This window comes from Pseudomonas sp. F9001 (assembly GCF_013385435.1).
Taxonomy (GTDB): Bacteria; Pseudomonadota; Gammaproteobacteria; order Pseudomonadales; family Pseudomonadaceae; genus Aquipseudomonas.
Map to the genome: position 1 here is coordinate 103,236 of NZ_JACAPX010000036.1, position 17,576 is coordinate 120,811.

Annotated in this window: 16 protein-coding genes and 1 tRNA gene; 6 read left to right on the forward strand and 11 right to left on the reverse strand. The window is 61.4% G+C overall.

Going from position 1 to position 17,576, the window contains the following annotated elements; genetic code table 11:
• Window positions 1–6 precede the first annotated feature (6 nt).
• Both HX818_RS26840 and bcsQ read left to right on the forward strand, forming a co-directional pair.
• Window positions 7–1,134 (forward strand): cell division protein FtsQ, encoded by a 1,128-nt coding sequence (locus HX818_RS26840; protein WP_177021035.1) that lies wholly within the window; start codon window positions 7–9, stop codon window positions 1,132–1,134.
• 173 nt (window positions 1,135–1,307) lie between these two features.
• Window positions 1,308–2,249, forward strand: coding sequence for a cellulose biosynthesis protein BcsQ (gene bcsQ, locus HX818_RS26845; RefSeq protein WP_177021036.1), 942 nt, complete (start codon window positions 1,308–1,310; stop codon window positions 2,247–2,249).
• A gap of 242 nt (window positions 2,250–2,491) precedes the next feature.
• Here the strand turns inward: bcsQ and HX818_RS26850 are convergent, their stop codons facing one another.
• The 5 genes from HX818_RS26850 to HX818_RS26870 all read right to left on the reverse strand — a co-directional run bounded on the left by HX818_RS26850 (window position 2,492) and on the right by HX818_RS26870 (window position 6,723).
• Window positions 2,492–3,706 carry a methyltransferase gene (locus HX818_RS26850; RefSeq protein WP_177021037.1) on the reverse strand — a complete coding sequence of 405 codons (1,215 nt, stop codon included), beginning with the start codon at window positions 3,704–3,706 and terminating at the stop codon, window positions 2,492–2,494.
• Entirely contained in the window at window positions 3,687–4,376 is a 690-nt protein-coding gene (locus HX818_RS26855) for an ABC transporter permease (protein WP_032899447.1), read from the reverse strand. The genes HX818_RS26850 and HX818_RS26855 overlap by 20 nt, the downstream gene beginning before the upstream one ends.
• A gap of 38 nt (window positions 4,377–4,414) precedes the next feature.
• Window positions 4,415–5,110: an ABC transporter permease gene (locus HX818_RS26860; protein WP_003218063.1), complete on the reverse strand. Its 696-nt coding sequence runs from the start codon at window positions 5,108–5,110 to the stop codon at window positions 4,415–4,417.
• 73 nt (window positions 5,111–5,183) lie between these two features.
• Window positions 5,184–5,936 carry an ABC transporter substrate-binding protein gene (locus HX818_RS26865; RefSeq protein WP_003218061.1) on the reverse strand — a complete coding sequence of 251 codons (753 nt, stop codon included), beginning with the start codon at window positions 5,934–5,936 and terminating at the stop codon, window positions 5,184–5,186.
• 13 nt (window positions 5,937–5,949) lie between these two features.
• Window positions 5,950–6,723, reverse strand: a complete 774-nt coding sequence (locus HX818_RS26870) for an ABC transporter ATP-binding protein (protein WP_003218059.1) — start codon at window positions 6,721–6,723, stop codon at window positions 5,950–5,952.
• A 554-nt stretch (window positions 6,724–7,277) separates the two neighbouring features.
• On the opposite strand from HX818_RS26870, the gene gabP reads away from it, so the two are divergent.
• The gene (gene gabP, locus HX818_RS26875; RefSeq protein ID WP_003218057.1) at window positions 7,278–8,669 is read left to right on the forward strand and encodes a GABA permease; all 1,392 of its coding nucleotides are present in this window, start codon (window positions 7,278–7,280) and stop codon (window positions 8,667–8,669) included.
• Between the two features lie 135 nt (window positions 8,670–8,804).
• On the opposite strand, the gene HX818_RS26880 is transcribed toward gabP, so the two are convergent.
• Window positions 8,805–9,218 carry a hypothetical protein gene (locus HX818_RS26880; RefSeq protein ID WP_134325579.1) on the reverse strand — a complete coding sequence of 138 codons (414 nt, stop codon included), beginning with the start codon at window positions 9,216–9,218 and terminating at the stop codon, window positions 8,805–8,807.
• Window positions 9,219–9,291: 73 nt separating this feature from the next.
• Window positions 9,292–10,212 (reverse strand): alpha/beta fold hydrolase, encoded by a 921-nt coding sequence (locus HX818_RS26885; protein WP_177021038.1) that lies wholly within the window; start codon window positions 10,210–10,212, stop codon window positions 9,292–9,294.
• 172 nt (window positions 10,213–10,384) lie between these two features.
• On the opposite strand from HX818_RS26885, the gene HX818_RS26890 reads away from it, so the two are divergent.
• From HX818_RS26890 to HX818_RS26900, 3 genes are all read left to right on the forward strand, one after another.
• A complete protein-coding gene (locus HX818_RS26890; protein ID WP_177021039.1) occupies window positions 10,385–11,350 on the forward strand; it encodes an arsenic resistance protein in 966 nt (321 codons plus the stop codon).
• Window positions 11,351–11,437: 87 nt separating this feature from the next.
• Window positions 11,438–13,078 carry a glycosyltransferase family 39 protein gene (locus HX818_RS26895; RefSeq protein WP_177021040.1) on the forward strand — a complete coding sequence of 547 codons (1,641 nt, stop codon included), beginning with the start codon at window positions 11,438–11,440 and terminating at the stop codon, window positions 13,076–13,078.
• A gap of 126 nt (window positions 13,079–13,204) precedes the next feature.
• On the forward strand, window positions 13,205–13,606 hold the full coding sequence (locus HX818_RS26900; RefSeq protein WP_003218048.1) for a hypothetical protein: 402 nt from the start codon (window positions 13,205–13,207) through the stop codon (window positions 13,604–13,606).
• 91 nt (window positions 13,607–13,697) lie between these two features.
• Here HX818_RS26900 and HX818_RS26905 read toward each other — a convergent pair.
• The 4 genes from HX818_RS26905 to HX818_RS26920 all read right to left on the reverse strand — a co-directional run bounded on the left by HX818_RS26905 (window position 13,698) and on the right by HX818_RS26920 (window position 17,426).
• Window positions 13,698–13,773: transfer RNA gene (locus HX818_RS26905), tRNA-Phe, on the reverse strand.
• Between the two features lie 103 nt (window positions 13,774–13,876).
• On the reverse strand, window positions 13,877–14,149 hold the full coding sequence (locus HX818_RS26910; RefSeq protein ID WP_177021041.1) for an oxidative damage protection protein: 273 nt from the start codon (window positions 14,147–14,149) through the stop codon (window positions 13,877–13,879).
• Complete coding sequence (gene mutY, locus HX818_RS26915) at window positions 14,146–15,213, reverse strand: A/G-specific adenine glycosylase (RefSeq protein ID WP_177021042.1); 1,068 nt, start codon at window positions 15,211–15,213, stop codon at window positions 14,146–14,148. Before mutY ends, HX818_RS26910 begins: the two co-directional genes overlap by 4 nt.
• Window positions 15,210–17,426: an AsmA family protein gene (locus tag HX818_RS26920; RefSeq protein WP_177021043.1), complete on the reverse strand. Its 2,217-nt coding sequence runs from the start codon at window positions 17,424–17,426 to the stop codon at window positions 15,210–15,212. The genes mutY and HX818_RS26920 overlap by 4 nt, the downstream gene beginning before the upstream one ends.
• Between the last annotated feature and the right edge of the window lie 150 nt (window positions 17,427–17,576).

Genomic DNA, 17,576 nt, shown 5'->3' on the forward strand with positions numbered 1-17,576 from the left:
CTGACGATGCCCGCCCCTACCGCGCCGACCCCACCGAGTGAATTGGCCGTCCGCACCAGCCCCCTGGCGGGCTGGGTGTTGGTGCCTTTCCTGGCGGCGGGGCTGTTGTCTTGCGTCTGGCTGATGGTCAAGGGGCCGGTGAGTTTCCTGCCGCCCAAGGTCGACAGCGACATGCTGCTGCACGGTGAAGTGACCCATCGGTTTGCCAAGGAATTGTCCAAGGCACCGATGGCCATCGAAGCGGCAAACCTGGAGCGCGGCGCCAGTTGGCTGGCGTTCGGCGACACTGGGCCGCGGGTGCGCCAGGGGTGCCCGGGCTGGCTGTTTATCAGCGATGAACTGAAGCTCAACCGCCACGCCGAAGACAATGCGCGCACCAAGGCCGACGCGGTGATCGACCTGAAAAAGCAGCTCGGCCAGCGCGGTATTGATCTGCAAGTGATGGTGGTGCCGGATAAAACCCGCATCGCCGCTGCCCAGCGTTGCGGCTTGTATCGTCCGACCGTGCTGGATGGCCGGATTCAGCAATGGAGCACGCTGTTGCAAGCGGCGGGCGTTGAAGTGCTGGATTTGACCGACACCCTGAAACCCCTCGGCCCGGATGCCTACCTGCGTACCGACACGCACTGGAGCGAAATCGGCTCGAATGCCGGCGCCCGCGCCGTGGCCCTGCGCATCCAGCAGCGCGGTATCCAGGCCACGCCGGAGCAAGCCTTCGACATTACCCAGGCACCGCTCGCACCGCGTCCGGGTGACCTGGTGCGCCTGGCCGGTCTCGACTGGTTGCCGCCGAAGTTACAGCCGGTGGGCGAGCAGGTTGCGGCCAGCACCGCGCATGAGAATGGCCCGGGGGCGTCGAGTAACCGTGACGATTTGTTTGGTGACGCCGGCCTGCCGAACGTGGCGCTGATCGGTACCTCGTTTTCGCGCAATTCGAATTTCGTGGGTTTCCTGCAAAAAGCCCTGAACGCTCCGGTGGGTAACTTCAGCAAGGACGGCGGCGAATTTTCAGGCGCCGCCAAGGCTTATTTCGACAGCCCGGCGTTCAAGCAGACGCCGCCCAAGCTGCTGATCTGGGAGATCCCGGAGCGGGATTTGCAAACACCTTACGACCCGATAAAGATTAGTCAGTAAATTGACCATTTACCGCTCGTCTTAAAGATTTCTTCAGAAACACCAAAATAATGACACTTTCATTCCTTTGTCACAGAATGCGTACACAAAGGCGCCCACAAAAAGACCTGCGGTAAGCATCAGTACAGCTGACCTTTCACGTCTTTAAGATGCGTCGTGAGGGAGTGTTGGCGATGAGCCGTACCGATGATCTTTTTTCGTTGTTCGATAAGACGACTGCCAGTGATGTTCAAGGGATGGATTCGATGCTGCAGTTCTTCGAAGACATGCCGGTCGACGACAGTGCCAGCCTCAATATGGGCAGTGGCGCGTCGTTCTCCCGACATTCCCCTTGTGCCAACGAGCAGTCCCGCGAAGCCGCGAACATCCGGGCGAAGGTGGTAGCGCTGGTTTCGGTCAATGGCGGCGTCGGCCGCAGCACCCTGGCCACGGCGCTGAGCAGCGGTTTGCAGCGCCTGGGACAGCCAGTGGTGGCGCTGGACCTGGACCCGCAAAACGCGCTCTATCACCACTTCGGCCTGAGCCATACCTTGCCCGGCATCGGGCGCACCAGCCTGCACAACGAGCGCTGGAGCCAGATCCTTCATTCAGGCTTTGCCGGTTGCCAGGTGATCACGTTTGGCGAAACCGATATCCGTCAGCAGGAAGACCTCCAGCGCTGGCTGAAACAGGAGCCGCATTGGCTGGCGCAACATTTGTCGGCCCTGGGCTTGGGTGAGCAGGACACGGTGATCATCGACACCCCGGCGGGTAATAACGTCTACCTGCATCAGGCACTGAACGTGGCCGATGTGGTGCTGGTCATCGCCCAGGCGGATGCGGCTTCCCTTGGCACCCTGGAGCAGATGGAGCAGTTGCTGGCGCCACACCTTGATGATCGGCCGGCGCTGCGTTGCCACTTCGTGATCAACCAACTCGACGAGACCTCGGGCTTTAGCCTGGACATGGTCGAGGTGTTCAGGAAGCGCCTGGGTGACAGCCTGTTGGAGGTGGTGCATCGGGATCCGGCGATCAGCGAGGCCCTGGCTTTTGGCAGCGATCCGCTGGATAACCAAGCCGCAAGCATGGCCTGTGACGATATCAATGCGCTTTGTCGCCTGCTGGTTGCCCGCTGAAAAGCCCGGGTTATGCCGCTAACCTCAGATGCTTATGCACAATCGGTTGGTTCGACCTGTCATCAAACCGCAATTTTGCGGAGCGGTTCTCATCACGCTGCAACTGCCTGTTTTGCGTGCGTTTTATTTTGTGAACAAAAAATGACCAGTCAGCATTTTGCCCCGCGAAGCTTGCCGGCAGGGCCTCTGCCAGAATTCCATCAACAGAGTTATCCACAGGGCACGCTGCGACAAAATGCCCTTTAATTGCGCTCGGCGAGCAGCATCAGGTTGCGCGGGGTGAGCGGTGTTTCGCAGAAGCTGCCGACTTGAACCCTGTAACCGTTTTCTTCGAGAAACAATGCCCGGTCCAGTACCAGCCACATTTCCAGCGGGCGCCGAAACAGACCACGCACTAATTCCAGGTTTCGCACCTGTGCCAAGCGCTGCCAGCCTTGGGCCTCCAGTGCCGACCAATGCTGTTCCCCTGTGGATAATCCCTTGAGGGCCGCCAGTTCGCGGCAGTAGTCGGCGAACGGCTTGGCCAGCCAACTCGCGGGCAGGGACGGAGTGGGCAGGTAAGCATCGCTCTTGCGCAGTTGCCGCTGCAGAACATCAAAACCCAGGCGCCTGGCCATCGACGTATCGCGCTGCTGACGCACCCGCGCGCCTGCGGTAACGGTTTCGCTCAGCGGCAGGCCGAGGTCTTCCACCGATAAATGCAGTGACGACGCCTGGGCGGCAATCGACAGCGGCGGGTACTGCTCGGCGCGGATGCGGTTGTAGCAGCAGGGCGCCACGGCCAACTGCTGGCAGCCGGCGGCGCTGGCCAGTCGGAGCAGGCGCACATGCAGGTCGCCGCAGGCGTGCAGTGCCACCGGGGTTTGGTCGCGGCTGATCTGTACGTCGGCCATCACGTCTTGCAGGCGATGGGTGACGGGCAATTGATGGTGTTCGCTGAGGGCTTGCCCTGAGGCGATGAGGGCCGGGTCGTATTCCAGGCAGGTCAGTTGCTGCTCGGGTTGCAACAGGCGGCGGCCGAGGTGGCCCTTGCCGGCACACCAGTCGAGCCAGTGTTCGGGGGTTTGGCGAAATTGCAGCGCGGCGCCGAAGGCTTCGATCTGCTGCCATTTGCGGCCGGGTACATCGACGTTCAGGCGATGACGGGCGGCCGGTAGCGGGCGGGACGGTAAGTTATCCACAGCACTGAGATTCAGCGACTGCATGGCCAGCTCAGGGAAAGGCGCAGGCGCCGGCAGGTGGTGAGGCTGGTTATGGCTGCTTTCCGCTTCGGCCAGCGAGCGCTGGCGCAGCCAATGGGCCAGTTCGGGATGCTGGGTTTCCCACGGCAATTGCAGATGGGTAAAGGGCCGTGGTCGCCACAGCCCTTGATGTTCGGTGAGGAACGTATCCAGCGCCTGGAAGCGGGCGAGCAGGTGCTCACCCGTCAACAAGGCGTCAGCGGCCCTGGCAGGCATCGACCCGCAACCAGCGCTCCAGCAGCTTGAAGAAGCGCACCAGGACGTAGGACATCAGCAGGTAGAACAAGCCGGCAGCGAAGAAGATCTCCACCGGCAGGTAGGTGCGGGCAATGATCGTGCGGGCCATGCCGGTCAGTTCCAGCAGGGTCACGGTACTAGCCAGGGCGCTGGCCTTGAGCATCAGGATCACTTCGTTGCTGTAGGCCGGCAGGCCGATGCGCGCGGCACGCGGCAGGATGATGTAGAACAGCGCCTTGGGCCTGGACATGCCCAGCGCCCGCGCGGCTTCGATTTCACCCGGCGGGATGGCCTGGATCGCGCCACGCAGGATCTCGGCGATATAGGCGGCGGTGTGCAGGGTCATGGTGGCGGTGGCGCACCAGAACGGGTCCCGCAGGTACGGCCACATGAAGCTTTCACGCACGGCGTCGAACTGTGCCAGACCGTAGTACACCAGGAACAGCTGCACCAGCAGCGGCGTGCCGCGGAAGAAGAAAATGTAGCAGTAGGGCAGGGTGCGCACGTACCACAGGCGTGACGAGCGGGCGATGCCCAGCGGGATTGCCAGCAGCAGGCCGGCGATCACGGCGATGGCCACCAGCTCCAGGGTCAGGGTTGCGCCCTGGGCCAGTTTCGGCAGCCATTTGATGATCACGGCCCAGTTCAGGCCCAGGTCGAAATGCGACAGCCAGCTGTAGTCGCCACTCATTGCGTGCTCCTCGCAAAGCCGCGCGCGGCACGTTTTTCCAGGAAGTGCATGCCGGTCATCGCCAGGACAGTGAGGCCCAGGTACATGAAGGCCGCGACCATAAAGAAGGTGAAGGGCTGCTTGGTGACGGTCACGCCGATCTGCGCGTGGCGCATGATTTCTTCCAGGCCGATCACCGAGACCAGCGCGGTGTCCTTCATCAGAATCATGAACAGGTTGCCCAGGCCCGGTAGCGCGATGCGCCACATCTGCGGCATGATCAAGCGGGTGAAGATCCGGACCTTCGACAAGCCCAGTGCGACACCGGCTTCACGGTGGCCCTTGGGAATGGCCAGGATCGCGCCGCGGAAGACTTCCGTGGCGTAGGCGCCAAAGCACAGGCCCAGGGCGATCACCCCGGCGGCGAAAGCGCTGAGGGAAAGGTCGGGGTTGCCGAAAAACTCCCCGAGGGAGCGCATCAGGTTGACCGTACCGAAGTAGATCAGCAGGACCCACAGCAGTTCCGGGATGCCGCGAACCAGGGTGGAGTAGCTGCCGCCAAGCCATTGCAGCGGCTTGTACGGGGAAGTCTTGGCCAGGGCGCCGGCCAGCCCGAGCACCAGCCCGAGGCACAGGGCGGTGAGCGCCAGCTTGACGGTCATCAGCGCGCCGGCGGCGAGCGCCGGGCCGAATCCGTAGAGGTCGAAATTCATGGTTTAGTCGTTTCGCAAGGCAAAGCTCAGGACCGGCGCACTCAAGCGAGCACGCCGGGCAGGCCATTCAGGATCACTCGATACTGAAAGGGAAGTACTTGTCGTTGATCTTCTTGTAGGTGCCGTCGGCCTTGATTTCAGCCAGGGCTTTGTTCAAGCGCTCGCGCAGCGGGTCGCCTTTGCGTACGGCGATACCGATCTTGTCGCTCTCGACCACCGGGTCGCCCTTGAATTCGTAGGCGGAGCCGTCTTTGCTTTTCAGCCACTCGTACTGCACGTACTTGTCGGCGAGCATCCCGTCCAGGCGGCCGGAAGTCAGGTCGAGGTAGGCGTTTTCCTGGGTGTCGTAGAGCTTGGCGGTGGTGTCCGGCAGCTTGTCTTCCAGGTAGGTACCGGCCAGCGTTGCGCGCTGTGCACCGATGATCTTGCCCTTCAGGTAGTCCGCGTCGGTCTTGAAGTCTTTGTTGGCTTTGGGCGCGATGAACTGCAGCTTGTTGGAGTAGTACGGGTCGGTGAAGTCGACGGCCTGCTTGCGTTCATCGGTGATGGACAGCGAGGAGACCAGGAAGTCGAACTTCTTGGCATTCAGGGCCGGGATGATGCCGTCCCAGTCGGAGACATACACTTCGCACTTCTCGACTTTCATCTTGGCGCACAGGGCGTCGCCGATGTCCTTGTCGAAGCCGACGACGTTGCCGCTGGCATCTTTATTGTTGAACGGCGGGTAGGCCGCTTCGATCCCCATTTTCAAGGTTTCAGCCATCGCCGTGGCGCTGAACGCCATCGAAACAGCGGCGGCCAAGAGGAATTTTTTATAGTTCTGCATGCATGTTGCTCCGTTAGCGGTTGCTGGACATGAATTGTTTGCAGCGCGCCGAAAGCGGGTTTTCAAATACCTGCTGTGGCGATCCTTGCTCTTCGACCAGGCCCTGGTGCAGGAACACCACTTCACTGGACACCTGGCGGGCAAAGCCCATTTCATGGGTGACCAGCAGCATGGTGCGGCCTTCTTCGGCCAGGGCGCGGATCACATTAAGTACTTCCTGAACCATTTCCGGGTCAAGGGCCGATGTGGGCTCGTCGAACAGGATGACTTTGGGCTGCATGGCCAGGGTGCGTGCGATCGCGGCGCGTTGTTGCTGGCCGCCGGACAGTTGCGCGGGGTAGGCATGGCGCTTGTCACTGATGCCGACCTTGGCCAGCAAGGCTTCGGCGATTTCAGTGGCTTCGGCCTTGCTCTGGCCGAGCACGCGGCGCGGGGCCTCGATGATGTTGTCGAGGACGCTCATGTGCGGCCACAGGTTAAAGTTTTGAAACACAAAACCGATTTCGCTGCGCAGGCGGTTGATCTGTTTGCCGTCGGCGGCCACCAGTTCGCCGTTTTTCGCAGCCTTGAGCTTGAGCTCTTCACCAGCCACCAGGATTTGCCCCTGGTGCGGGTTTTCCAGCAGGTTGATGCAGCGCAGGAACGTGGACTTGCCGGAACCGGAGGAACCCAGGATCGAGATCACATCGCCGTCGCGGGCGGTCAGCGAGATACCTTTAAGCACCTCCAGCTCACCATAGCGTTTATGCAAGTTGCGGATTTCAAGCGCGGGCGTGGCCTCAGCCATGTGCGGTCCTCATTGTGTTCATTGCGCTCCTGCTGTTGGCCCGCCTTCCTGGCGAGGCGCCAAGCTAGCATAGCGTCCGGATGACAGCCAACAGCCCTGCAGGCGGTAAACAGACGGTCTGCGGCAGGGTGTCGCATCGGCACAGCAGTGTGTCGCGCCATCAACAACCGAACAGCCGTTTGAACCAGTATTCCTACAGGTTTCGCGTAAAAAAGGGCGCGATGGTGCCAGCTTTGGCCGGGTGTTGGAAGGGTTAAACCGGCGAACGGTCCTTATCAGCCCTTTTATGGGGCGTCACGCACAAATTGTGTGTGTTTTTGGTGCGCTGATTCGTCTTTCAAGTGAGTCGCACAGTAACGCTATAGCGGAATGCCATTAGTGTCAGTGACTTACGAGAGCTATTGAGTTTCCCTACAGCCCGCGTCAATCGCGGCTCTGTAACATTTTGGCGCAAATCTTGCGTAAAAAATAAAGAACGCCCCGTTGGTTTCTTTTCACGAGAAAGACGCCAGACCGGGTGGACCGTATTCGCAATTCCTCGCAAAGGTGTGTCAATGAGTAGTACGCAAAGCTCCAATGACCTCGAACAGGGGCTCAAACCGCGTCACGTCACCATGCTGTCGATTGCCGGCGTTATCGGTGCCGGGTTGTTTGTGGGCTCCGGCCACGCGATTGCTGCGGCGGGCCCGGCCGTGCTGCTGGCTTATGCCGCCGCCGGTACGCTGGTGGTGTTGGTGATGCGCATGCTGGCCGAGATGGCCGTGGCATCGCCGGACACGGGTTCGTTCTCTACTTATGCCGACCGTGCGATCGGGCACTGGGCCGGTTTCACCATCGGCTGGTTGTACTGGTGGTTCTGGGTGCTGGTGATTCCGCTGGAAGCCAACGCTGCCGCGACCATCCTGCACGCCTGGTTCCCCGGCGTGGCGATCTGGGCCTTCACCCTGATCATTACCTTGCTGCTGACCGCGACCAACCTGTTCAGTGTGAAGAACTACGGCGAGTTCGAGTTCTGGTTTGCGCTGATCAAAGTGGTGGCGATCATCGGGTTTGTGATCCTCGGCATCCTGGCGATCTTCGGCTTCCTGCCGGGCAGTCAGGTCAGCGGCGTTTCGCACCTGTTCGACACCCAGGGCTTCCTGCCCAACGGCATGGGCGCGGTATTGGCGGCGATCCTGACCACCATGTTCTCGTTCATGGGCACCGAGATCGTGACCATCGCGGCCGCTGAATCGAAGAACCCGGGCCAGCAGATTTCCAAGGCCACCAACTCGGTGATCTGGCGGATCGGCTTGTTCTACCTGGTGTCGATCTTCATCGTCGTGGCCCTGGTGCCGTGGAATGATCCTGCGCTGGCAGCGGTCGGTTCCTACCAGACCGTGCTGGAACGCATGGGCATCCCGAATGCCAAGCTGATCGTTGACCTGGTGGTGCTGGTGGCCGTGACCAGTTGCCTGAACTCGGCGCTGTACACCGCTTCGCGCATGATGTTCTCCCTGGGCCGTCGCGGTGATGCACCGGCGGTGTCCAAGATCACCAACAAGAGCGGCACGCCTTACTGGGCGGTGTTGCTGTCTACCGGCGCGGCGTTCCTGGCGGTATTCGCCAACTACGTGGCGCCGGCGGCGGTGTTTGAATTCCTGCTGGCCAGCTCCGGCGCCATCGCGCTGCTGGTGTACCTGGTGATCGCCGTGTCGCAACTGCGCATGCGCCAGAAGCGCACGGAAGCGGGCGAGAAGATTGCCTTCAAGATGTGGCTGTTCCCGGGCCTGACGTATGCGGTGATCGTGTTCATCGTGGGCGTGCTGACGATCATGTTGTTCCAGGAGGCGCATCAGGTGGAGATCATTGCCACCGGGATCCTGAGCTTGCTGGTCGTTGCGGCGGGGCTGATGGTGTCGCGTCGGCGCAAGGGCCGGAAGGTTGGGGCGGCGGTGCTTAACTGACGGAGTGCTTTCGTCGCAATACCGTTGATCAAATGTGGGAGCGGGCTTGCTCGCGAATGCGGTGGATCAGTCGACATTTGAGCTGACTGACACACTGCCTTCGCGAGCAAGCCCGCTCCCACATTTCGTTTTGTATCAGCCTTCGGAGCTAACAAGCGCCTGTGACGCCGCGACGTAATCGGCCTGGAATTCCGGCGATTCAATCCACGCCAGCGCTGCCGCTTCATCCTCGGTATCCGTGGCCCACTGGCGATACTCGATCAGCGCCGCGAGGATAAAGTCCGTCGCTTCTTCTTCGCCTTCCTGCTCCAGTACCACTGCCAGCAGCGGGTGCGCCAGGAACACGGCACACAGCGCCTGCTGGCTGGTTTCGCCAGCGGTGCGCATCTCCAGGAACAGCTCGGTCAAATCCACCGATTCAAGATCAATGCGGCTGTCATCGCCGGCAAAGGCATCCGGCTTGGTGGCGACGGCGCGTTGGGTGCGATTCTGCTTGGCCTTGGCTTTTGCCCGGTGGGCGCGTTTTTGCTGCTTGTTCGGCGAAGCCATGGGCTCACGTCCTTGGTGTCAGGATCTGGGGGTGGGGTATTGAAGCGCAGGTCTGGAGAAATCCCAAGGCTTTCTAGGTGCGATCCGTCACTTGGCGCCCCGGCGTGCCGTTGGCCAACTCTCCCCTTTGCAGCCAAGCCAATGCAATCGGCCACAACCGATCCTGATACTGGCTGCGAAAGAATGCGAAGTGTCCGACCTCTTTTTCGCCGATATCTTCAGGGGCGATCCGCAGGTGCGTGCGCTCGCTGCCGTCGAAGTAACCCAGCAGGCGCTCGATTGCCGCCACTGTGCCAAACGGGTCGTCGGTAATGCTGATGGCCAATATCTGTGCCTTCACCCGCGAAAACGGCAACTCGGGCAAGGCTCGCCCACTCGGACGTTTTTCATAACTCGGCGTCGGCGTACTCCAGTCGCGTACCACGCCCGCCGGGGTATCCTCCAGCCAGCCTATGCGCTTGCCCGGGAAGTAGCCAAAAACCGCTGTCACCAGCGGCATCACCACATGCCATTTGGCAAACATCCGCCAGCGCCCGCTCGCCTCGTAGTCGCGCCAGTAGGCAAACTGCGCGCCTACCGTCACCAGGCGCCGAATCACTGCGCCGGAAGCCCCGAGCCCCGCCGCACATCCGCCAAAACTGTGCCCGACCACATCAATCGGTTGCCCGGCAAACTCCCGCTGGGCCCGCTGCAGGATCGCTTCGAAGTCCAGCACGCCCCAATCGGACCATGAGGCCTTGAACCCTTTCAGCGAGCCGCTGCGGGATTCGCCGATGCCGCGGTAGTCGTAGGTGATGACGTCGAAGCCATTGGCAAACAGGTAATCGGCAAACCGTGAGTAGTGACGGCAGCGTACGGAGGTGGCGGCGTTGATGATGACGACCGGGCGTTCAACGTCTGTGCGCGGATGGCGCCATGTGAAGCCGCCGATGGAATGCCCATCGGCTGTGGGCTCGCGGAATGCTTCGGCTTGAGGTCGGACTGGCAGGTTCATGAACAGGCTCGATCATTGCGCTTTCGATGGGGTGTCAAAGGTCCGTGCGCAGTTTTATGAGAAGTCGAAACTAACAAATTTCTGCTACGAAGACCCCGGGGATTTTTCTGAGGCTCGACCTGAGCGGCACAGATGCCTAGGCTTAGACCCTTTCGCCCACCAGAGCCGGCCCATGACCCGCGACACCCTCGAACAAAACCAGATCCCGATCTACTTTGCCAGCGTGGTGCTGGCTGCCGTTGTCGGCCTGCTGGCGCCCTCCATGGCTCAAGGTGTGGCCGCCCTGGTTACGCCCGCCATCGCCGTGCTGATGTACGCGATGTTCCTGCAAATCCCGTTTCTGGACCTGCGCCAGGGGCTGGGCAACAAACACTTCATGGCCGCGTTGCTGCTGGCCAACTTCATCCTGATTCCGCTGCTGGTGTGGGCGCTGACTCGGGGCCTGGTGGAACACCCGGCGATCCTGGTGGGTGCGTTGCTGGTGCTGTTGACGCCGTGCATCGACTACGTGGTGGTGTTTACCCATATCGGCAAGGGTGACTCGCGGTTGATGCTGGCGGCGACCCCGATTCTGTTGTTGCTGCAACTGCTGCTGTTGCCGGTCTACCTGGGGTTGATGCTGGGGGCGCAGTCGCAGGTGGTGGTTGCAGTGGGGCCGTTTGTCGAGGCCTTCCTGCTGCTGATCGTTGCGCCCATGATTCTGGCGGTGCTGACCACTTCCCTGTCCCGGCGCTCACCGGGCGTCAGTGCCTGGAACGATGCCTGGGCCTGGCTGCCCGTGCCGGCCATGGCGCTGGTGCTGATGGTGGTGATCGGTTCGCAGATCACCGCCGTGGTCCGCGATATCGGCCTGCTGGCGCCGGTGATCCCGGTGTATATCGGCTTCCTGTTGCTGGCCCCGCTGATGGGGGCGCTGGCTTCGCGCCTGTTCAAGCTATCGGCGCCCACGGCGCGGGCGGTCACCTTCAGCGCCTCCACGCGTAATTCCCTGGTGGTGCTGCCGCTGGCGCTGGCGTTGCCCGAAGAGATCCGTGGGCTCGCTGCTGCAGCGGTGATCACGCAAACCCTGGTGGAATTGGTAGGGGAGCTACTCTATATCCGCCTGCTGCCGCTGCTGGTCTGGCCCGCTCGTCGTTAGGCGGATGAATGTTTGATTCCGTTCAGGGCTTATTCAGGGTGGCGTTCGGCAACATGAGCCGGTTTACCCCACCTGACAGGCTGAATAATGGATCAACACAATCGCTTTCGAATGGAATCGCTGGGTATTTTCCTTATCGCCTTGCTGCTGTTCACCCTGGGCATCTGGGACCAGCAGCCACAGGGCTTCGACGGCCGCTGGGCCGTGTTCATGCAAGAGATGTTTCGCCACGGTGCGAGCCTGTTTCCTACCACCTACGGTGAGCCTTACCCGGACTATCCGGGCACCGCGACCTACCTCAGCTATCTCTTTGCCCGTTTATTCGGCGCGCCCAACGACCTGGCTAACGTGATGCCCACCGCCCTGGCGTCTGCCGGGGTCATGGCGCTGGTCTACCGCTTGCTGGTGCCGTCCGGTCGGGCGTGGGCATTGCTGACGGTGCTGCTCACCGCATTGACTGCCCAGTTGCTGGAGAAGTCGCGCTCGGTGTGCCTGGACCAGATGATCTCGTTGTTGTGCCTGGGGTGTTTCTACCTGCTGCATAGCGGTGAGCGCCTGGGCTCGCGTCTGCGCCAATATGCGATCTTTCCGTTGTTCGTGGTGGCGTTTGCCATTCGCGGGCCGCTGGGGTTGATCGAGGTGTGCGGGGTGGCCTGTGTCTACTGGGCGCTGGGCACCGCTCGTACGCGGCAAGAGCGGATTGCACTGCTGAAAAAGGTGATTGCCCACGGCGTGGTCGGTTTGATCCTGCTGGCCGGCTGTTGGTGGGCGCTGTTGAAACTGGCGCGGATCAGCGGGGGCGATGCTTTCGTCGATGATGTGCTGCGGATGCAATTCACCGGGCGCCTTGATGAAACCGGTGAGGCGTTCTACTTCTACTTCAAGCTGAGCCTGTACCGCTATTTCCCGGTGGTGCCGCTGGCCCTGGCGACGATGATTGCCCTGCGCCACAAATGGTCGGCCCGCCACGACGATGCCGATGTGCAGTTGATGCTGCGCTTGGCCGCCTGCGGCCTGATGATTTTGCTGGGCTTGTCGGTGCCGCACTTCAAGCGCGCCTACTACATCGTGCCCATGGTCCCGATGTTTGCCGCGGTGGCCGCCTATGGCTTGCTCCAGGCCCAGGGCTGGTTGCTCGGCGTGCGGCGTGGCTATGAGTGGCTGGTGGCGGTCCTGCCGGTGCTGGGCATTGTCGTGGTGTTTGTCTGTCGGCATCTGTGGCACAAGCACGGCTACTGGCCGGACGTTTCAGTGCCGGCGCTGGTGGGTGTGCTGATCGTGCTGCAACTCGCAGCCGTGATTGCCTGGCGCCGTTTGCGGGGCAACGTCGGCCAGCGCCTGGTGGTGCTCAGCCTGATTGCGCTGGCCACCCAATGGCTGGTGCTGGTGAAGGTTGTGGAGCCGGCCAAGGATCTGCAATTCGACACCAGGAACTTCGTAAGCGCGGTGGAAAAGCTGCGTGCCGATAATCCCGGGACCCTGGTGTTCGTCGATCTGGCCAAGGACACCTGGGCGATTCGCTACATCATGAACCTGGATCACGACGAGCAGCCGCTGTTCATCGGGCGCAACCAACCCTTGCTGGTGGATACACTGCCGCGCCCCGCATGGGTGATTGTGGAGCGCAAGCAAACCGCACTGCTCAGCGGCACGCCGCTGGAACACATGGCGCCGGTGTTCAATGGGCGGTTGAATGACAACCCGCTGCTGGTGTTCCTGGTGAAGTGACTCAGTCGCCTTGACATGCTTGTCGGTGGTGACGCCGACAAGAGTGGCGATCACTGGGGAATTAAGGATGGAGCAATGGGGTCGGAATGAGGTGTTGATAACCGGCGCTTTGGATCGTCTTACTGTATGGTCGCCGCCTGGATGACCGGTTGGTCTGATTGGAGCGCTTTGCAGCCTGCCGCAAAACAGGCGCCTGCCAGGCTTGGGTACTTTCGTGGTGATGAGTTTGGGTGCGACATGGAAGCAGTAAAAATGGATTTTGAGTATGCCGGTGCCGAGAGCGTCGGTAGTGCCCACGTGATCGGCCGTTCCTGGCTTGGCGGCCTCAGCATCTGTTTTGACGGAGGCTGCAGCTACCCCTCGATGATCAGCGTGCTGGAGGCTGTGTTCAGGCGCTACGGACGCCTGGTGCGTTTTGGCGAGTCGCTCTCGGCGCAGGATTGGATTGCGCGCGTGGAGGAGAGTGGTTTTCACATCTCCGAGCAGGAGCGGGTTGCGGTGTTGACGTTGATGCGGGGCGGGGGCTGAAGGAGTCAAAAACGCCAGGCAACAAAAAACCCGCACCAGGCGGGTTTTTTGTGTGTTTCAGATGACATTTGCACCACCTGAAACTAATTAGTGGTGCCCAGAGACGGAATCGAACCGCCGACACGGGGATTTTCAATCCCCTGCTCTACCGACTGAGCTATCTGGGCAACGGGGCGCATTAAACGGGTTTTTCAGGGGGTCGTCAAGCAAGTTTTCAAAAAATATTTAATTATTACCGTCGCTTACGGGCCAACCCCCAAATTTGATCAATTATTCAGCAGGTGGCACGTAGCCGTCGGCCTTGGCGTAATCCTCGCCGGAAAAGTACTTGTCCATCTCGCCCTGCAGGTATTTGCGGTCTTCGGCGTTCATCATGTTCAGGCGCTTTTCGTTGATCAACAGGGTCTGGTGCTTTTGCCAGTCAGCCCAGGCCTTGGCGGAGACGTTGTCGAAAATGTCCTGGCCCTTGGTGCCAGGGAACGGGGCGCGCTCCAGGGCGGGCAGTTCTTCGTGGTACTTGCGGCAGATGATGGTGCGGGTCATGACGGAACTCCTGCGTTCAATACTTCAGCCGCGCGCTTCAGCAGTTTTTTCACCGGGGCGGCAAGGCCCAGGCGCGGCGGGGTGGCGAGGTTATACCAGAGCCAGTCAGCCTCGGCCACGTGATGGGCAGACTCCTGGACCTGGACCAGCCAGGGTTCGATAGCCAGTTGGAAGTGGCTGAAGGTGTGGATCAGGCTCGGCAGCTCCTGGTGTTTGCCCAGCGCCAGCGAGTGCTGGTTGGCCAGGTGTTCCAGGTCTGCCAGGTCATCCAGCTCCGGCAGGCTCCACAAACCGCCCCACAGGCCCGTGGAGGGGCGACGGTAAAGCAGGATCGCGCCCTCGCCATTGGCCAGCAACGGCATCAGCGTGCGCTTCTGGGGCACGGTCTTGCGTGGCTTGGGGATCGGGTAGCGGGTTTCCAGGCCGAGCAGGTGCGCTTCGCAGCCCTTTTCCAGCGGGCACAGCAGGCAGCTGGGCTTGCTGCGGGTGCAGAGGGTGGCGCCCATGTCCATCATGGCCTGGGTGTAGGCGTTGACGCGGTCATGGGGCGTAAAGCGCTCTGCGGTGGCCCACAGCTGTTTGGCGACCTTCGGCTCGCCCGGGTAACCCTCTTGCGCGGTAAAGCGCGCCAGCACGCGCTTGACGTTGCCATCGAGGATCGGCGCTCGCAGGCCCATGCTAAGGCTGGCAATCGCACCCGCGGTGGACAGGCCAATGCCGGGCAGTTCGGTGAGTTTTTCGACATCACGGGGAAACTCGCCGCCATATTCGGCAACGACGATCTTCGCGGTCTTTTGCAGGTTGCGCGCCCGGGTGTAGTAACCCAGCCCGGTCCACAGGTGCAGCACTTCGTCTTCCGGCGCGGCAGCCAGGGCTTCGACCGTTGGCAAGGACGCCATGAACCGGTCGAAGTAGTTCAGCACGGTGCTGACCTGGGTCTGCTGCAACATGATCTCCGAGACCCACACCCGGTAAGGCGTGATGCCCTGTTGCCAGGGCAGGTCATGGCGACCGTGGCGGTCGTACCAGTCGAGCACCGCCGTTGAAAACTGCTCGTTTCTCATCGTTTGAACAGGCCTTTAAGCGCGTCTTTCAGCTGTGGATTGACCTTGTCGAGCTTCTGTTCAAGCTTCTCGCCGAGCTTGTTGCCTGCCGCCTTGATGGCGACCTGGCTCAAGCCGTCCTTGTCCAGGCGGCAGGCCTTGGCGCCCAGTTCCAGCGGGCCACGGCAGCGCAGCGGGACTTCGATGTTCTGGAAGTTGGAGCCCACCTGGCAAGCCGGGTCCGGCACGTCGCGCTGGTCGCCTTCGACGATAATGCCGACGCGGTAGTCCATGCCCAGCACGCGCAGGTCGACGTCACCGTCGCCGTTGACGGTCAGGCCCGGGATGCGCACTTTCAGGTCGGGGTTGCTGGCCACGCCATTGCGCAAGGTCAGGTTGCCCTTGAGTTCCTGGAACGGGGTGTCCTTGCCGCGCTGGTCGCCGCTGAGGGTCTTGCGGTTGAGCAGGGCGATGCCGGTGCACAGCTGTTGCTCGATGTTGGCGTTGAGCAGCACGCCGTTGTTGATCGCGAAGCTGGCGGTACCGTTGAGGCTGTCGATCAGGGCTTTCTGGCTATTGCCGCGGCCGTTGAGGTTGCTGTCGAGGGTGAGCTGGCCCTTCACCGGCGGGTTCTGCCCCTGGGCTTGCAGGATGCGTTCGACCGGTACCTGCTTGATGCGGGTTTGCAGCGCCAGCAGCGGGATGTCCTGGCGCACGTCAAGGTTGCCGTTGGCCTGGAAGGTGCCGTTGTAGAGGCCGCCGCTCAAGGTTTCGAGCTTGAGCTGGCCATCGAGGCCGGAGGCTTTCAGGGCGGCATTCTGGATCGGCAGCTTGCTCAGGGTCAGTTGGCCAAAGGACAGGTCGGCGTTTACGTCCAGGGTGCGCAGGCGGGTCAGCGGCAGCAGCTTGTCGGTACTCCACGCGGCTTTGGTCGGGGCGTCCGGCAACGGTGTGGTGCCACCGGCCGCCATGGCGCCGGCTTCGCTGTTCTGCACTTCAGCCTGGCGCGCGGCCGCAGCGCCCTTGGCGGCTTCGGACTTGGCCGGCAGGTAGTTGTCGGCGTTGAACGTATCGGCCTTGAGCTGCACCCGCAGGGATTGCCTGGCGAAATCATCCACGGCCACGCGACCGGTGAAGGTGCTGTCGTCGAGTTTCAGGTTGAGGTCTTCAAGCGCCAGGCTGGTCGGCGTGCCCTTGAGGCGGCTGACCAGTTCGACCTTGCTCAGGCTGCCGGCGGCCATCGGTGGCAGCGGGTTGCCGACGCTGTCGAGGAACTTGGCCAGGTCAAACTGGGCAATCGACAGGGCGCCGCTGAGCTGTGGAGTCTTGTCCAGGTCGTTGACCTTCAGCTCGCCCAGGGCGCGCAGTTGGTTCAGCGACAACTTCATGCCGGTCCATTCGGCGATATTCGCAGACTGGTCCACCAGCAATTGGCCCTGGGTCGAAAAGGTCACAGTCTTGCCTTGCAGCGGCTCGCCGGTGGCTTCACCAGTGACCTTCATGTCTTCGAACTGGTAGCGCTTGAGGGCGCGCTGAATGCGCAGGTTGCCGTTGACCTCGGTCTTGACGCGCATCAGCGGCTGGTTGGTGCCGAAGAACGCGGTGAGTTTGACCGGGATGCTTGCACCTTCGTGCACGGCGCCGGCGCTCAGCTGGATGCTTTCGGCGCTGAACTGCTTGCCGGTCTGCTCGTCGTTGTATTCGACGCGGGCGTTGTTGATGGTCAGGCTGTCGATGTCCAGGCGGATCGGCTGCGGCGGCTTTTCAGGCTTGGGCGGTATGGCCGCTTCAGCCACGGCAGGCGTGGTGGCGGCGGTAGCCGGGTCCGGCACATTCTTGCCGATGTCTTCCCAGTTGCCGTGGCCATGCACGTCTTTGTTCAGGCGCAGGTTCAGGCCTTCGACACGTACATCGCTCATCTGCACTTCACGGCGCAGCAGCGGCAGCACGCGCACCGACAGGCCGAGCATCTGCAGATCGGCAAACGGTTGGCTCGGATTGGTCAGGGTCGCAACGCTGGCCTCGTGCAATTCAAGACCGAGCCAGGGGAACAGGCTCCAGCCGATGTCGCCATTGAGCGTCAGCTCGATGTGGGCCTTGTCGCGGGCAATCTGGCGAATCTCGTCTTTGTAGTCGTTGGGATCGAAGAGATGGGTCAGGGCAAAGCCTAGAGCCACAATGATCAGCAACAGCCCGAGAAGTACCAGACCCAGGATTTTGCCGAACGCTTTCATGGGCGAGTCCTTGTATGTCGATTTTAAAATTTAGCCGAAGAGTATAACGCTCGTAGCCCTATGGCTGTTTAGGGATCGTTACATGGCGTCAAACAAATCAGATAACTCCAGAAAGGTGATATCAGTTTGGTTTTTCTGTCATCCACAGAT

Coding starts and splice junctions, on each gene's coding strand:
- HX818_RS26840 (WP_177021035.1), top strand. CDS start 7: ATGCCCGCCCCTACCGCGCCGACCCCACCGAGTGAATTGGCCGTCCGC.
- bcsQ (WP_177021036.1), top strand. CDS start 1,308: ATGAGCCGTACCGATGATCTTTTTTCGTTGTTCGATAAGACGACTGCC.
- HX818_RS26850 (WP_177021037.1), bottom strand. CDS start 3,706: ATGCCTGCCAGGGCCGCTGACGCCTTGTTGACGGGTGAGCACCTGCTC.
- HX818_RS26860 (WP_003218063.1), bottom strand. CDS start 5,110: ATGAATTTCGACCTCTACGGATTCGGCCCGGCGCTCGCCGCCGGCGCG.
- HX818_RS26865 (WP_003218061.1), bottom strand. CDS start 5,936: ATGCAGAACTATAAAAAATTCCTCTTGGCCGCCGCTGTTTCGATGGCG.
- HX818_RS26870 (WP_003218059.1), bottom strand. CDS start 6,723: ATGGCTGAGGCCACGCCCGCGCTTGAAATCCGCAACTTGCATAAACGC.
- gabP (WP_003218057.1), top strand. CDS start 7,278: ATGAGTAGTACGCAAAGCTCCAATGACCTCGAACAGGGGCTCAAACCG.
- HX818_RS26880 (WP_134325579.1), bottom strand. CDS start 9,218: ATGGCTTCGCCGAACAAGCAGCAAAAACGCGCCCACCGGGCAAAAGCC.
- HX818_RS26885 (WP_177021038.1), bottom strand. CDS start 10,212: ATGAACCTGCCAGTCCGACCTCAAGCCGAAGCATTCCGCGAGCCCACA.
- HX818_RS26890 (WP_177021039.1), top strand. CDS start 10,385: ATGACCCGCGACACCCTCGAACAAAACCAGATCCCGATCTACTTTGCC.
- HX818_RS26895 (WP_177021040.1), top strand. CDS start 11,438: ATGGATCAACACAATCGCTTTCGAATGGAATCGCTGGGTATTTTCCTT.
- HX818_RS26900 (WP_003218048.1), top strand. CDS start 13,205: ATGGTCGCCGCCTGGATGACCGGTTGGTCTGATTGGAGCGCTTTGCAG.
- HX818_RS26910 (WP_177021041.1), bottom strand. CDS start 14,149: ATGACCCGCACCATCATCTGCCGCAAGTACCACGAAGAACTGCCCGCC.
- mutY (WP_177021042.1), bottom strand. CDS start 15,213: ATGAGAAACGAGCAGTTTTCAACGGCGGTGCTCGACTGGTACGACCGC.
- HX818_RS26920 (WP_177021043.1), bottom strand. CDS start 17,426: ATGAAAGCGTTCGGCAAAATCCTGGGTCTGGTACTTCTCGGGCTGTTG.